The 13,881-nt window shown below is 62.5% G+C and carries 14 protein-coding genes; 12 read left to right on the top strand and 2 right to left on the bottom strand.

The window, feature by feature from the left end; all coding sequences use genetic code 11:
• The first annotated feature begins 89 nt into the window (after positions 1–89).
• The 12 genes from PFLCHA0_RS24205 (at position 90) to PFLCHA0_RS24260 (ending at position 11,895) form a co-directional block, all read left to right on the top strand.
• Entirely contained in the window at positions 90–845 is a 756-nt protein-coding gene (locus PFLCHA0_RS24205) for a DeoR/GlpR family transcriptional regulator (RefSeq protein WP_011063123.1), read from the top strand.
• 275 nt (positions 846–1,120) lie between these two features.
• Positions 1,121–2,659 (top strand): glycerol-3-phosphate dehydrogenase, encoded by a 1,539-nt coding sequence (gene glpD / locus PFLCHA0_RS24210; RefSeq protein ID WP_015636824.1) that lies wholly within the window; start codon positions 1,121–1,123, stop codon positions 2,657–2,659.
• Between the two features lie 364 nt (positions 2,660–3,023).
• Positions 3,024–3,938 (top strand): glutamate/aspartate ABC transporter substrate-binding protein, encoded by a 915-nt coding sequence (locus PFLCHA0_RS24215; RefSeq protein WP_011063125.1) that lies wholly within the window; start codon positions 3,024–3,026, stop codon positions 3,936–3,938.
• 191 nt (positions 3,939–4,129) lie between these two features.
• Positions 4,130–4,876 carry an amino acid ABC transporter permease gene (locus tag PFLCHA0_RS24220; RefSeq protein WP_011063126.1) on the top strand — a complete coding sequence of 249 codons (747 nt, stop codon included), beginning with the start codon at positions 4,130–4,132 and terminating at the stop codon, positions 4,874–4,876.
• Positions 4,876–5,547, top strand: coding sequence for an amino acid ABC transporter permease (locus PFLCHA0_RS24225; RefSeq protein ID WP_011063127.1), 672 nt, complete (start codon positions 4,876–4,878; stop codon positions 5,545–5,547). Before PFLCHA0_RS24220 ends, PFLCHA0_RS24225 begins: the two co-directional genes overlap by 1 nt.
• Entirely contained in the window at positions 5,544–6,278 is a 735-nt protein-coding gene (locus PFLCHA0_RS24230) for an amino acid ABC transporter ATP-binding protein (RefSeq protein ID WP_011063128.1), read from the top strand. The genes PFLCHA0_RS24225 and PFLCHA0_RS24230 overlap by 4 nt, the downstream gene beginning before the upstream one ends.
• Before the next feature lie 133 nt (positions 6,279–6,411).
• A complete protein-coding gene (gene aauS / locus PFLCHA0_RS24235; RefSeq protein ID WP_015636825.1) occupies positions 6,412–8,313 on the top strand; it encodes a two-component sensor histidine kinase AauS in 1,902 nt (633 codons plus the stop codon).
• On the top strand, positions 8,310–9,635 hold the full coding sequence (gene aauR / locus PFLCHA0_RS24240) for a two-component response regulator AauR (protein WP_011063130.1): 1,326 nt from the start codon (positions 8,310–8,312) through the stop codon (positions 9,633–9,635). Before aauS ends, aauR begins: the two co-directional genes overlap by 4 nt.
• A gap of 27 nt (positions 9,636–9,662) precedes the next feature.
• A complete protein-coding gene (locus PFLCHA0_RS24245) occupies positions 9,663–9,992 on the top strand; it encodes a GlpM family protein (RefSeq protein ID WP_169892259.1) in 330 nt (109 codons plus the stop codon).
• Positions 9,993–10,170: 178 nt separating this feature from the next.
• Complete coding sequence (locus tag PFLCHA0_RS24250; protein ID WP_015636826.1) at positions 10,171–11,091, top strand: arginase family protein; 921 nt, start codon at positions 10,171–10,173, stop codon at positions 11,089–11,091.
• A complete protein-coding gene (locus tag PFLCHA0_RS24255; protein ID WP_015636827.1) occupies positions 11,088–11,462 on the top strand; it encodes a DMT family transporter in 375 nt (124 codons plus the stop codon). Before PFLCHA0_RS24250 ends, PFLCHA0_RS24255 begins: the two co-directional genes overlap by 4 nt.
• A 31-nt stretch (positions 11,463–11,493) precedes the next feature.
• Positions 11,494–11,895, top strand: coding sequence for a DMT family transporter (locus tag PFLCHA0_RS24260; RefSeq protein WP_011063134.1), 402 nt, complete (start codon positions 11,494–11,496; stop codon positions 11,893–11,895).
• Between the two features lie 106 nt (positions 11,896–12,001).
• Here the strand turns inward: PFLCHA0_RS24260 and PFLCHA0_RS24265 are convergent, their stop codons facing one another.
• Entirely contained in the window at positions 12,002–12,868 is an 867-nt protein-coding gene (locus PFLCHA0_RS24265) for a fatty acid desaturase family protein (RefSeq protein ID WP_015636828.1), read from the bottom strand.
• Positions 12,869–12,970: 102 nt separating this feature from the next.
• On the bottom strand, positions 12,971–13,780 hold the full coding sequence (locus PFLCHA0_RS24270; RefSeq protein ID WP_015636829.1) for a MipA/OmpV family protein: 810 nt from the start codon (positions 13,778–13,780) through the stop codon (positions 12,971–12,973).
• Between the last annotated feature and the right edge of the window lie 101 nt (positions 13,781–13,881).

The following is a 13,881-nucleotide window of genomic DNA, read 5'->3' on the forward strand; positions in this document are numbered from 1 at the left end:
CCGTGGATTGGTAACCGCTTGTAACTGGTAGGGAGGGGATTCCTGCGGCATCATGGGCAAATTTTGCACGGCAGCCCAAAGGAAGCCCCATGAATCTGCCTCCCCGTCAGCAGCAAATCCTCGATCTGGTTCGCGAACGCGGCTACGTCAGCATCGAGGAATTGGCCCAGCTGTTCGTCGTAACCCCGCAAACCATCCGCCGCGATATCAACCAGCTGGCGGAAGCCAATCTGCTGCGCCGCTACCATGGTGGCGCAGCCTATGACTCCAGCGTAGAAAACACCGCCTACGCCATGCGCGCCGACCAGATGCGCGACGAAAAGCAGCGTATCGGCGAAGCCGTTGCCGCGCAGATCCCCGATCACGCCTCGCTGTTCATCAATATCGGCACCACCACCGAATCCATCGCCCGGGCCCTGCTCAATCACAGCCACCTGAAGATCATCACCAACAACCTGCACGTGGCCTCGATGCTCAGTGCCAAGGATGATTTCGACGTGCTGCTCACCGGCGGCAATGTGCGCCGTGACGGCGGCGTGGTGGGCCAGGCCAGTGTCGACTTCATCAACCAGTTCAAGGTCGACTTCGCCCTGGTGGGCATCAGTGGCATCGACGAGGACGGCAGCCTGCTGGACTTCGACTACCAGGAAGTGCGGGTATCCCAGGCGATCATCGCCAATGCCCGGCAGGTGATCCTGGCTGCCGACTCCAGCAAGTTCGGGCGCAACGCCATGATCCGCCTGGGGCCCATCAGCCTGATCGATTGCCTGGTCACCGACCAGCAACCGGTACCGGCCCTGACCCAACTGCTCAACCAGCACAAGATCCGCCTCGAAGTGGTCTGACTGCTCTCCCTCCTGCGGATCCGGCCGCGCTCGAACGACGAGCCTCGACGCTTCATCGCTTTCGAAATCGCCGCGGCCGATCCCGCCATCCAGCCCAAGGCAACAGCAGCGGCTACAGTTACCCGTCGACAATGTTCGAAAACTTTCCTTTAGCGCTGCTTCGATCAGTTTTTTCAATCGAAGCACGCTGGATGCGTGCATCTTTATGCGCTAGTATTTTCGAAAATGAACATTAATGTTCGAATTCAAATATCAAAGTAACACGAGGCCTGTCGATGCCCACTTCTACCTTGCCCGCGCGCCCTCTTTCCGAGGTTTACGATATCGCCGTCATTGGCGGTGGGATCAATGGTGTTGGAATTGCCGCCGATGCGGCAGGTCGCGGCCTGTCCGTGTTCCTTTGCGAAAAGGACGACCTGGCCAGCCATACCTCCTCGGCCAGCAGCAAGCTGATCCACGGCGGCCTGCGCTACCTCGAACATTACGAGTTCCGCCTGGTGCGCGAAGCCCTGGCCGAACGCGAAGTGCTGCTGGCCAAGGCCCCGCATATCGTCAAGCCCATGCGTTTCGTCCTTCCGCACCGGCCACACCTGCGCCCGGCCTGGATGATTCGCGCCGGCCTGTTCCTGTATGACCACCTGGGCAAGCGGGAAAAACTCGCCGGCTCGCGCAGCCTGAAGTTCGGTGCCGACAGCGCCCTGAAAGCCGAAATCACCAAGGGCTTCGAATACTCCGATTGCTGGGTCGACGATGCGCGCCTGGTGGTGCTCAATGCCATGGCCGCCCGCGAACACGGCGCCCACGTTCATACCCAGACCCGCTGCATCAGCGCCCGCCGCAGCAAGGGCCTGTGGCAACTGGAGCTGGAGCGCGCCGATGGCAGCCTGTTCTCCATCAGCGCCAAGGCCCTGGTGAACGCCGCGGGCCCCTGGGTCGCCAAGTTCATCAAGGACGACCTCAAGCTGGAGTCGCCGTACGGTATCCGCCTGATCCAGGGCAGCCACCTGATCGTGCCCAAGCTGTACGAGGGCGAGCACGCGCACATCCTGCAGAACGAGGACCAGCGCATCGTCTTCACCATTCCCTACCTCAACCAGTTCACCCTGATCGGTACCACCGACCGCGAATACACCGGCGACCCGGCCAAGGTGGCGATCACTGAAGGTGAAACCGATTACCTGCTGCAAGTGGTCAATGCGCACTTCAAGAAACAGCTGAGCCGCAGCGATATCCTGCACAGCTATTCCGGCGTTCGCCCGCTGTGCAATGACGAATCCGACAACCCTTCGGCCGTGACCCGCGACTACACCCTGGCCCTTTCCGGCCATGGCGAGGAGGCCCCCCTGCTGTCGGTGTTCGGCGGCAAGCTGACCACCTACCGCAAACTGGCGGAATCGGCGATGGCGCAGCTGGCGCCGTACTTCAAGCAGGCCAAGCCGAGCTGGACAGCCCAGGCCACCCTGCCCGGTGGCGAGAACATGAGCACGCCACAGGCACTGGCAGAAGCCATCCGCAAGAAGTTCGACTGGGTACCCAGCCAGATCGCCCAGCGCTGGGCCACCAGCTACGGCAGCCGTACCTGGCGCCTGCTGGAAGGCGTGCACAGCCTCAGCGACCTGGGCGAACACCTGGGCGGCGGCCTCTATACCCGTGAAGTGGATTACCTGTGCAGCGAGGAATGGGCAGTGAAAGCCCAGGACATTCTCTGGCGCCGGAGCAAGCTCGGGCTGTTCACCACCGAGGCGCAGCAGCAGCAACTGCAGGATTATCTGCAGAAAGTCGAGCACAATCGCGGCAAGATCAAGGCTGCCTGAGCCACATAGGCAAGCAAAGCCCCTGCACCGGAAGGTCCAGGGGCTTTTTTGTGGGCCAGCAGGATTGAACGTTTCGCCGGCAAGCCGGCTCCTACAATGGCAGGGGCGCGTTCGGTTTTCCGAATGACAAAGCCACAGGGGTTCGGATAACCGGATACAGCCGCTGAAATCCCCAGGTCATAAATATTCTATAGGCTTGAAAATCAAGGGTTTGACGATGATCAATGGGTCTGGCACGACTCATGCTCTACACTGTGCGACGAATGCCTGTCGTGCCAACACAACAGGAGCCGTCAAGGCATTCGCTGTATAAAAGAGCCGTCGAACTGGCTTCATAAAAAAAACAAATGTCGAGGAAATATTGATGCGCATCGTTCCCCATCTGTTGGGCGCAGCTATCGCTGCCGCTCTGATTAGCACTCCAGTTTTCGCTGCCGAGCTCACCGGCACACTGAAGAAAATCAAAGAGTCCGGCACCATCACCCTCGGACATCGCGACGCTTCCATTCCGTTTTCCTACATCGCTGACGCTTCCGGCGTGCCAGTGGGTTACTCCCACGACATCCAGCTGAAAATCGTCGAAGCGATCAAGAAAGACCTCGACATGCCTGACCTGAAGGTCAAGTACAACCTGGTCACCTCCCAGACCCGTATCCCGCTGGTGCAGAACGGCACCGTGGACGTCGAGTGCGGCTCCACCACCAACAACGTCGAGCGTCAGCAACAAGTCGACTTCTCCGTTGGCATCTTCGAGATCGGCACCCGTCTGCTGTCCAAGAAGGACTCTTCCTACAAGGACTTCGCGGACCTGAAAGGCAAGAACGTGGTAACCACCGCCGGTACCACTTCCGAGCGCATCCTCAAGGCCATGAACGCCGACAAGCAGATGGGCATGAACGTGATCTCCGCCAAGGACCACGGTGAGTCGTTCCAGATGCTGGAATCGGGCCGCGCCGTAGCCTTCATGATGGACGACGCGCTGCTGGCCGGTGAAATGGCCAAGGCCAAGAAACCGACCGACTGGGCCGTGACCGGTACCCCTCAGTCCTACGAAATCTACGGCTGCATGGTGCGCAAGGGCGATGCCCCGTTCAAGAAAGCCGTGGATGACGCCATCGTCGCCACCTACAAATCGGGCGAAATCAACAAGATCTACGATAAGTGGTTCCAGTCGCCGATCCCGCCAAAAGGCCTGAACCTGATGTTCCCGATGAGCGACGAGCTCAAGGCCCTGATCGCCAACCCGACCGACAAAGCGGCTGACGACAAAAAGTCCTGATTCCTGACTAACCTTATCTCCTGAAGGGGCCCTGCCCTTTCAGGAGTCTGTCACTACCTGCTGGCATTTTTTGGAAACACTCGAACCGGTGGTTGTCGAGCCGATCGTGTGTGCCTGATCGTCATGATCAGGCGGGAACGGACGTCCCCAGGCGGGTGCTTGTACATCGAACGATCTGAGGGGTAACCCTAATGAATTACAACTGGGACTGGGGCGTGTTCTTCAAGTCCACCGGCGTGGGCAGCGAGACCTATCTCGACTGGTTCATCTCCGGCCTGGGCTGGACCATCGCCATCGCCGTGGTGGCCTGGATCATCGCGCTGCTGCTGGGCTCGATCCTGGGCGTCATGCGCACCGTGCCGAACCGCCTAGTGTCGGGCATCGCCACCGTGTACGTGGAGATCTTCCGCAACGTGCCGCTGCTGGTGCAGCTGTTCATCTGGTACTTCCTGGTGCCGGACCTGCTGCCGGAGAACCTCCAGGAGTGGTACAAGCAGGACCTCAACCCGACCACCTCGGCCTACCTGAGCGTTGTCGTGTGCCTGGGCCTGTTCACCGCCGCACGGGTTTGCGAACAGGTACGTACCGGTATCCAGGCCCTGCCCCGCGGCCAGGAATCCGCCGCACGCGCCATGGGCTTCTCGCTGCCGCAGATCTACTGGAACGTGCTGCTGCCCCAGGCCTACCGAATCATCATTCCGCCACTCACCTCGGAGTTCCTCAACGTATTCAAGAACTCCTCCGTGGCGTCGCTGATCGGCTTGATGGAATTGCTGGCCCAGACCAAGCAGACCGCCGAGTTCTCGGCCAACCTGTTCGAAGCCTTCACCCTGGCTACCCTGATCTACTTCACCCTGAACATGAGCCTGATGCTGCTGATGCGCCTGGTGGAGAAGAAAGTTTCGGTCCCCGGCCTGATCTCCGTGGGAGGTAAATAATGGAATTCGACTTCTCGGGCATCATCCCGGCCATTCCCGGCCTGTGGAACGGCATGCTGATGACCCTCAAGCTGATGGTCATGGGTGTGGTCGGCGGGATCATCCTCGGCACCTTGCTGGCCTTGATGCGCTTGTCTCACAACAAGCTGCTGTCGAACCTGGCGGGCGCCTACGTCAACTACTTCCGCTCGATCCCGCTGCTGCTGGTGATCACCTGGTTCTACCTGGCGGTGCCTTTCGTGCTGCGCTGGATCACCGGCGAAGACACCCCGATCGGCGCATTCACCTCGTGCATCGTGGCCTTCATGATGTTCGAAGCGGCGTACTTCTGCGAAATCGTCCGTGCCGGCGTGCAGTCGATCCCCAAGGGCCAGATGGGCGCCGCCCAGGCACTGGGCATGAGCTATGGCCAGACCATGCGCCTGATCATCCTGCCCCAGGCGTTTCGCAAGATGACCCCGCTGCTGCTGCAGCAGAGCATCATCCTGTTCCAGGACACCTCCCTGGTGTACACCGTGGGCCTGGTGGATTTCCTCAACGCCTCGCGGTCCAGCGGCGACATCATCGGCCGCTCCAATGAATTCCTGATCATCGCTGGTCTGGTCTATTTCACAATCAGCTTTGCCGCCTCGCTGCTGGTCAAGCGTCTGCAAAAAAGGTTCGCCGTATGATCTCTATCAAGAACATCAACAAGTGGTATGGGGACTTCCAGGTGCTGACCGATTGCAGCACCGAGGTCAAGAAAGGTGAAGTGGTGGTGGTCTGCGGGCCGTCCGGCTCCGGCAAGTCGACCCTGATCAAGTGCGTCAACGCCTTGGAACCCTTCCAGAAAGGCGACATCGTGGTGGACGGCACTTCCATCGCCGACCCCAAGACCAACCTGCCGAAACTGCGTTCCCGCGTGGGCATGGTGTTCCAGCATTTCGAGCTGTTCCCGCACCTGACCATCACCGAGAACCTGACCATCGCGCAGATCAAGGTGCTGGGCCGCAGCAAGGAAGAGGCCACCAAGAAAGGCCTGCAACTGCTGGACCGCGTCGGCCTCGCCGCCCACGCCCACAAGCACCCGGGGCAACTCTCCGGTGGCCAGCAACAACGTGTGGCCATCGCCCGCGCCCTGGCCATGGACCCGATCGTCATGCTGTTCGACGAACCGACCTCGGCCCTGGACCCGGAAATGGTCAACGAAGTGCTGGACGTCATGGTGCAACTGGCCCATGAAGGCATGACCATGATGTGCGTAACCCACGAAATGGGCTTTGCCCGCAAAGTGGCGAACCGGGTGATCTTCATGGACAAGGGCCAGATCATCGAGGACTGCCAGAAAGAAGAGTTCTTCGGCGATATCAGCGCCCGCTCCGAACGTGCGCAGCACTTCCTCGAGAAGATCCTGCAGCACTAAAACCCGCGTTCCTGTAGGCGCCGGCTTGCCTGCGACGGGACGGTATCTGACTCCCCTATCGTCAGTGCCGCCCTGGTCGCCGGCAAGCCGGCTCCTACAGACACTGCGCAGTGGTTGACCCAAGGCATCTGTGATGAAATGCGACCCCACTCTCTATCGCGCCGCGCCGCCATCACTCGCCGTGAAACCCCGCCTGATCCGACATCTATTCCTGCCGCCCCTGGTCATCCTGCTGATGATCGGCCTGGGCTACGTCGGGTTCTGGATCAGCGAGCACAACGGCATCCGCACCCTCGGCGAAAATGGCCAGCGCCAGCTGGAGCTGCATGCCCGCGCCGTAGAAAGTGAGATCAGCAAGTACACCTATCTGCCGAGCCTGCTGGAACTGGAATCCAGTGTTTCCCAGCTGCTGGGCGATCCTTCGCCGGAACACCGGCAAACCGTCAATCAATACCTCGAAGGCCTGAACCGCCGCAGCCGCAGCCGGGCCATCTATGTCATGGACACCACGGGCCGGGTGGTAGCCACCAGCAACTGGCGTGACGTCGACAGCTACCTGGGCGAAGACCTGTCGTTCCGGGCCTATTACCAGAACGCCGTGCGCGGCCAGCCCGGGCGCTTCTACGGCATCGGCAGCACCAACGGCGAACCTGGCTACTACCTGGCCCATGGCCTGGAGGAACAAGGCAAGATCATCGGCGTGGCGGTGGTCAAGGTACGCCTGGAGGCCCTGGAGGAACGCTGGCAGCGTGCCCGCCTGGAAGCCTTCGTCAGCGACGAGAACGGCATCATCATCCTGTCCAGCGACCCGGCGCGCCGCCTCAAGTCGGTCCGCCCGCTCAGCGACGACACCAAGGAACGCCTGGCCCGCAGCCTGCAATACTACTGGTTCCCCCTCAACGAACTGGAACCCCTGGCCCGGGAACGCCTGGCCGAAGGCGTGGAAAAGCTGACCTTTCCGGCCAACACCGAGCTGGTGTCCGACGAGAAAGCCATCAGCTACCTGTCCCAGACCCGGCCCCTGAGCGATACCCCCTGGAACTTCACCCTGCTCACCCCGTTGCAGGACCTGCGCCGCGAAGCCATCAACCAGGGCATCCTGGTGGCGGTGGCCTTTGCCCTGGTGGCCTTTCTGCTGATCGCCTGGAACGAACGGCGCAAGGTCATCGCCACTCGCCTGGCCGCCCGTGAAGCCCTGCAGGAAGCCAACAGCCAGCTGGAACGGCGGATCACCGAACGCACCGCCGACCTGCGGGCCAGCAACGAACGGCTCAAGGGCCAGATCCGCGAACGCCGCCAGGCCGAGGAAACCCTGCGCCGCGCCCAGGACGAACTGGTCCAGGCCGGCAAGCTGGCGGCCATCGGCCAGATGTCCACCAGCATCGCCCACGAACTGAACCAGCCCTTGGCGGCCTTGCGTACCTTGTCCGGCAACACCGTGCGCTTCCTCGAACGCGGCGCCCTGGACACCGCCAGCGCCAACCTCAAGACCATCAATGAACTGATCGACCGCATGGGCCGCATCACCGCCAGCCTGCGCTCCTTCGCCCGCCGTGGCGACGACCAGGGCCAGGCCAGCCTGGACAAGGCCGTTGACGCAGCCCTGCAAGTGCTCAATGCGCGCCTCGAACCCCTGCCCCTGCAACTGCACCGCGACTTCACCGAGCAGACCCTGCAGATCGACCAGACCCGCCTGGAGCAGATCCTGGTCAACCTGATCGGCAATGCCCTGGATGCCATGCAGGCCCAACCGGAGCCGCAACTGTGGCTGGAGGGCGAATTCAGCGAGGGCAAGTACCGCCTGCGGGTGCGCGACAACGGCCACGGCATCGATCTTGAAGCGCGCAAGCACCTGTTCGAACCCTTCTTCACCACCAAACCCGGCGAGCAGGGCCTGGGCCTCGGCCTGACCCTGTCCGCCAGCCTCGCCGCCGCCACCGGCGGCAGCCTGGGGGTGGAACACCCGGCAAGCGGCGGCACCGCCTTTGTCCTCAGCTTGCCCCTGGCAAGCCCCACTCAAGCCGAGCCGATATGAACAACGAGCTGACCGTGCTGATCGTCGAAGACGACCCCCATGTCCTGCTGGGTTGCCAACAGGCCCTGGCCCTGGAAGACATTCCCTGCATCGGTGTGGGCAGCGCCGAAGAAGCCCTGGCCCAGGTCGGTGAAAACTTTCCCGGCATCGTGGTCAGCGATATTCGCCTGCCGGGCATCGATGGCCTGGAACTGCTGAACCGCCTCAAGGCCCGGGACCGCAGCCTGCCGGTGGTGCTGATCACTGGCCACGGCGATATTTCCATGGCCGTGGGCGCCATGCAGAAAGGCGCCTACGACTTCATGGAAAAACCCTTCTCCCCCGAGCGCCTGGTGGATGTGGCCCGCCGCGCCCTGGAGCAACGGGGCCTGGCCCGGGAAGTAACTTCGCTGCGCCGCCAGCTGGCCGAACGCAGTTCCCTGGAAGGGCGGATCATCGGCCGCTCGCCGGCCATGCAGAACCTGCGGGAGCTGATCGCCAACGTTGCCGATACCTCGGCCAACGTGCTGATCGAAGGCGAGACCGGCACCGGCAAGGAACTGGTCGCCCGTTGCCTGCACGACTTCAGCCGGCGCCACCAGCAGCAGTTCGTCGCCCTGAACTGCGGCGGCCTGCCCGAGAACCTCTTCGAAAGCGAGATCTTCGGCCACGAGGCCAACGCCTTCACCGGCGCCGGCAAACGGCGCATCGGCAAGATCGAGCACGCCCACCAGGGCACGCTGTTCCTCGACGAAGTGGAAAGCATGCCGATCAACCTGCAGATCAAGCTCTTGCGCGTGTTGCAGGAGCGTACCCTGGAGCGCCTCGGTTCCAACCAGAGCGTGGCCGTGGATTGCCGGGTGATCGCCGCCACCAAGTCGGACCTGGACGAAATGAGCCGGGCCAAGGAGTTTCGCAGCGACCTGTACTACCGCCTCAACGTGGTGACCCTGGAACTGCCGCCCCTGCGCGAACGCCGCGAAGACATCCTGCAGTTGTTCGAGCATTTCCTGCAGCAGTCGTCACTGCGCTTTGACCGCGCGGTGCCGGAGCTGGACAACCAAACCCTGTCGACCCTCATGAGCCACGACTGGCCGGGCAACGTGCGCGAGTTGCGCAACGTCGCCGAACGCTTTGCCCTCGGCCTGCCGGCCTTCAAGAAGCCCGGCAGCAGTGTCGCCCAGGGGCTGGGCTTTGCCGAGGCGGTGGAAGCCTTCGAGCGCAACCTGCTCAACGATGCCTTGCAGCGCAGCGGCGGCAACCTGACCCAGGCCAGCCAGGAGCTGGGCATGGCCAAGACCACCCTGTTCGACAAGGTCAAGAAGTACGGCCTGAGCCACTAACCCAAGGCGCGAGTAACCATGGATCTATTGTTGAAGGCCGCCCTGGGCGCGGCGGTGGTGGTGATTCTGGCGGCCCTGGCCAAGACCCGGAACTACTACATCGCCGGCCTGGTGCCGCTGTTCCCGACCTTTGCCCTGATCGCCCACTACATCGTCGGCAAGGGCCGCTCCCTCGATGACCTGAAGACCACCATCCTGTTCGGCATGTGGTCGATCATTCCCTACTTCGTCTACCTGGCGACCCTGTATGTGATGGTCGACCGCCTGCGCCTGGAAGCTTCCCTGGCGGTAGCCGCCGTGGCCTGGCTGATCGCCGCGACGATCCTGGTCAGCGTCTGGGTGCGCCTCCACGCCTGAGCTCCCGCCCTTCCCGTAGGAGCGAGCTTGCTCGCGAAGCCTGCGCCGCGGTCTTTCGCCGGCAACCCGGCAACGACCCTGGCCCGACCCTTGCATTTACCCGGCAAAGCCCGTCCAGCCTGCGTTCGAGCGGTATCACGCAGTTTTCTGGAGGGCGCTGCCATGGGTAAAGAACACTTTGAATATCTTAGATCTCGACCACAGCCTGACCGCCCAGGAGCCGATCATCCGACGCCTGAACAGCGGCCAGGCGCGGCGTCTCGACCTGCTGGACCTGGGGCCCAAGCTGCGCCTGTGGTCCACCGAGCGCACCTACCGTCACTTCACCGAACGCCTGCGCCAGCGGCCCCGCCACAGCGGCCCGCAGCCGGAAATCTTCTTTGTCGGCTCCGGTGACTATCACCACCTGACCCCGGCCTTTCTCGGCGACCTGCAAGAGCCGGTGAGCCTGATCCACTTCGACAACCACCCGGACTGGGTACGCCTGGCTCCGCGCCGGCATTGCGGCTCCTGGGTCAACCGGGCGCTGAAACTGCCGCACATCCAGCGCATCGTCACCCTTGGCCCCTGCAGCGAAGACCTGCACAACCCACAACTGCGCGGCGGCAATGTCGCCGCCCTCAAGCACGGCAAGCTGCAGCTGTTCCCCTGGCAGCACGCGCCGTCCAAGATCTGGGGGCGGGTCGGCGACGGCGCCGGGCACCAGCAGCAGGAAAACCACCTGCATTGGCGCAACCTGGCGGAACTGGACTGGCAGGCCTTTCTCGAACAGATGATCGACAGCCTGCCCACCGAGGCGATCTGGATCACCATCGACAAGGATGTGCTGGCCAGCGAAGACGCCGCCACCAACTGGGACCAGGGCGGCATGCGCCTGACCCACCTGCTGCAGGCCCTGCGCACCCTGGCCGCGCGCAAGCGGATTCTGGGCATCGACGTCTGCGGCGAGTTCGCCCAGCCGGCCTTCAGCAACGCCTTCAAACGCTGGGAAGCCAAGTCCGACCAGCCTCCGGCCGAGCGCTGGAGCCAGGACGACCTGCTGCGCAACTCGGTGACCAATGAAGCCCTGATCTCGCTGTTCGAGGAGCTGTTCCCGTGACCCTGACCGTTGTTCTGCTGGTGGCCTTTTCCATTGTCCTGGACGTGGTCGGCCAACTCTGTTTCAAGCTCGGCCTGGACCGCCTGCCAGAGCTGGAAGGCGGTTTTCGCCTGAACGCTTTCTGGGGCCAGGTGTTCAACGCGCCCTTGCTGTGGTGCGGCATCGGCGCCTACGCCATCGAGTTCTTCGTCTGGCTCGAAGCCCTGTCCCGGGCGCCCCTGAGCCTGCTGTTCCCCGCGGCGGCCCTGGCCTATTGCGGCGTGGTACTGGCGGGCAAGGTGGTGCTGGGCGAGACCGTCAGCCGTCGGCGCTGGATGGGCACGCTGGTGATCACCGCCGGGGTGATGCTGGTGTGCGTGGCCAGTACCTGAGCCTTATTCAACGAATAGAAGGAGACGTTTCATGAGTTCCAATACCTCCCACGGCTGGCTGCACGAGCGCCTGGGCACCATCGTGCTCTGGGCCTTGCTGATCGGTTTCGAAAGCGCCGGGCAGATCGCCACCAAGGTTGGCGGCGACCAGCTGGGCCAGATGGATTTCAACCTGCAGTGGCTGGCGGCGGTCGCGGTCAACCCCGGGGTGCTGATGGCGATTGCCTGCTATATCGGCGCGTTTTTCGTGTGGATGCTGATCCTGCGGCGCAGCAGCCTGTCCCTGGCCTTCCCCTTGAGCTCCCTGGTATTCGTGGTGGTGCTGCTGGGCTCGTGGCTGGGCCTGGGCGAGCAGATCAGCCTGCTGCACTGGGTCGGGGTCTTTGTGATCATCGGCGGGATTGCCCTCTTGGCGGAGGGTGAAGAGGCCTGAGGGCCTCTTTGCTACAGCGAAGGGATGTTGTGCAGGAGCCGGCTTGCTGGCGAAGGCGATCTTGCCGGCCCCTTCGCTGGCAAGCCAGCTCCTACAGCCACGGGGTTTAGGTCTTGCGGTGGGACACCAGGAAACCCAGGCCGTGGGACACCGGAATCACTTTCACCCCGGCAGCCCGTTGCTGCTCGCGGATCTCGCGGTGGAAAGCCTTGACCTTGGTCCAGTGCATCTTCGGCCGGTAGTGATGCTCGGCGTGGTAGCCGTTGTTCATCCAGATCAGGTTGTACAGCGGGCTGTAGGAGCTCACGCCCCAGGCGATCGGCAGGTCCGGGTTGCCCCCCAGGTGCTCGTAGTAGCCATTGAGCGACGACAGCGACTGCCCCAGGTACCAGAACGGCAGCAGCACCAGCACCGCATGCCAGTCATACAGCGCCAGGGCCAGATAGAACGCCACTGTGACGCCGATCTCCACTTTTACCCAACGTGCATCGTCAGGCCGTTTGCGCTGCATTTCCTGGTAGATCTCCTTGGGGTCGTCGCGGAAAAAGCTCAGGAAGGTGTAGGCCCAGGGGTTGTCCGGCTGGCCATCCTTGCCATGCAGGTAGATGGAGAGCGGGTCGACGGTCTTGCCATTGGCGTCCGGCAGGTCGGAGTTGCCCCGGTGGTGGCGGTTGTGGATGTCGCGGTACAGGGTCTGGGAAAAACCTATGGTCACCGAGAGCAGCAGGTCGAAGCCGCGGTTCATCCACCCGGGGGTGAAATAGGCGTTGTGGATCTGGTTATGGGAAATGCTGTTGATGCTCCACGACAGGCTGACTGAATACAGCAGCGCTGCCGGGACGATGACCCACCAGGACAGGGCGTGGAAATCCAGCACCAACCACAGTACAAAGGCGAAATGTACCAGTGCCATGGCAATCGGGATCAGGTCCCAGAGGGAATAGGCGAGTAGACGATAGGCAGGTCGAGCCATGAAGAACTTCCTGAGAAATTGAATTCATGGCGACCATTGCAAAGGCCAGACCAGTTTTTGCTGTTGCCGCCCCAGGCCGTGCTCAGGCCTGGGCGGCGCCCCTCAGAACTTGTAGCTGATGGCGGTCTGCACCTGCCCCTGGTTGACCTCGCCCTTGTCGCGGACGATGGTGCTGTCGGCGGCGGAATTGACCAGGCGCGTCCAGCTGGCACTGGCCACCAGCGCCCAGTTGTCCCCCAGGGGGAAGTGGAAATTCTGGCTCAGGGTGAAGTTCTGCATGCCACCGCTGGCGTTGTACTGGCCAATGCCGGAAGCGAGGGACTCCTTGGCGTCGACGCCGAAGAAGGTCTGGCTCTGGCGGCCATCGGCGAAGTGCAGGGTCAGGTTGTTGCTGCCAATGATGCCCAGGCCCAGCGGGTAGCCGATTTCACCCCCGACCTTGCCCAGCACCCCGCCCTGGCCCCCGGCACCGCCCACCGCCTGGCCCACGGCGGCGAACAGCCGCCAGAAGTCCTCGGGGGCGTACTCGATGAAGGCGCCGATATCGGCCATGTCGCGAACATCCCGCAGGCCGCGCAGCGCACCGTCGGAATTACGCCCCTGCAGGTAATTGATGTAGGGGCCGATGCTCAAGCCATTGCTCTTGAAGGCATCCCAGGTCAGGCCATCGTCACCGTTCAGGCTGACATCTCCCCAATCCAGGTCCATGTACGGCAGCGGCACGGTGTCGTAGCTGCTGCCTGTGGGGTCATGGGGTTGGTAGCCCAGGCCCAGGCCCAGTTCACCGGTGATGCCGGAGTCGGCCATGGCGCCACTGGCGAGGGTCAGGGAGAGCAGGCCGGCCAGTAAGGCGGGGGATGAAAGCCTGGGCATGAATGAGTTTCCTTGTCTGAACATGCGCGCATCAATCATCAGAGCGGCCCTTGGGCGCAAGCACTGATGTTCTTTGTAGGGACCTACAAAAATTGTAGCCAGAACTCTACAAATCACCCTCTTTCCTCGCCAAGACCCCA

Source organism: Pseudomonas protegens CHA0 (assembly GCF_000397205.1).
GTDB lineage: Bacteria > Pseudomonadota > Gammaproteobacteria > Pseudomonadales > Pseudomonadaceae > Aquipseudomonas > Aquipseudomonas protegens.

Excerpts from the sequence above, each read along its gene's own strand:
- aauR (WP_011063130.1), top strand. The coding sequence starts at position 8,310 with ATGAACAACGAGCTGACCGTGCTGATCGTCGAAGACGACCCCCATGTC.
- PFLCHA0_RS24265 (WP_015636828.1), bottom strand. The coding sequence starts at position 12,868 with ATGGCTCGACCTGCCTATCGTCTACTCGCCTATTCCCTCTGGGACCTG.
- aauS (WP_015636825.1), top strand. The coding sequence starts at position 6,412 with ATGAAATGCGACCCCACTCTCTATCGCGCCGCGCCGCCATCACTCGCC.
- PFLCHA0_RS24230 (WP_011063128.1), top strand. The coding sequence starts at position 5,544 with ATGATCTCTATCAAGAACATCAACAAGTGGTATGGGGACTTCCAGGTG.
- PFLCHA0_RS24260 (WP_011063134.1), top strand. The coding sequence starts at position 11,494 with ATGAGTTCCAATACCTCCCACGGCTGGCTGCACGAGCGCCTGGGCACC.
- glpD (WP_015636824.1), top strand. The coding sequence starts at position 1,121 with ATGCCCACTTCTACCTTGCCCGCGCGCCCTCTTTCCGAGGTTTACGAT.
- PFLCHA0_RS24215 (WP_011063125.1), top strand. The coding sequence starts at position 3,024 with ATGCGCATCGTTCCCCATCTGTTGGGCGCAGCTATCGCTGCCGCTCTG.
- PFLCHA0_RS24270 (WP_015636829.1), bottom strand. The coding sequence starts at position 13,780 with ATGATTGATGCGCGCATGTTCAGACAAGGAAACTCATTCATGCCCAGG.
- PFLCHA0_RS24225 (WP_011063127.1), top strand. The coding sequence starts at position 4,876 with ATGGAATTCGACTTCTCGGGCATCATCCCGGCCATTCCCGGCCTGTGG.
- PFLCHA0_RS24205 (WP_011063123.1), top strand. The coding sequence starts at position 90 with ATGAATCTGCCTCCCCGTCAGCAGCAAATCCTCGATCTGGTTCGCGAA.
- PFLCHA0_RS24220 (WP_011063126.1), top strand. The coding sequence starts at position 4,130 with ATGAATTACAACTGGGACTGGGGCGTGTTCTTCAAGTCCACCGGCGTG.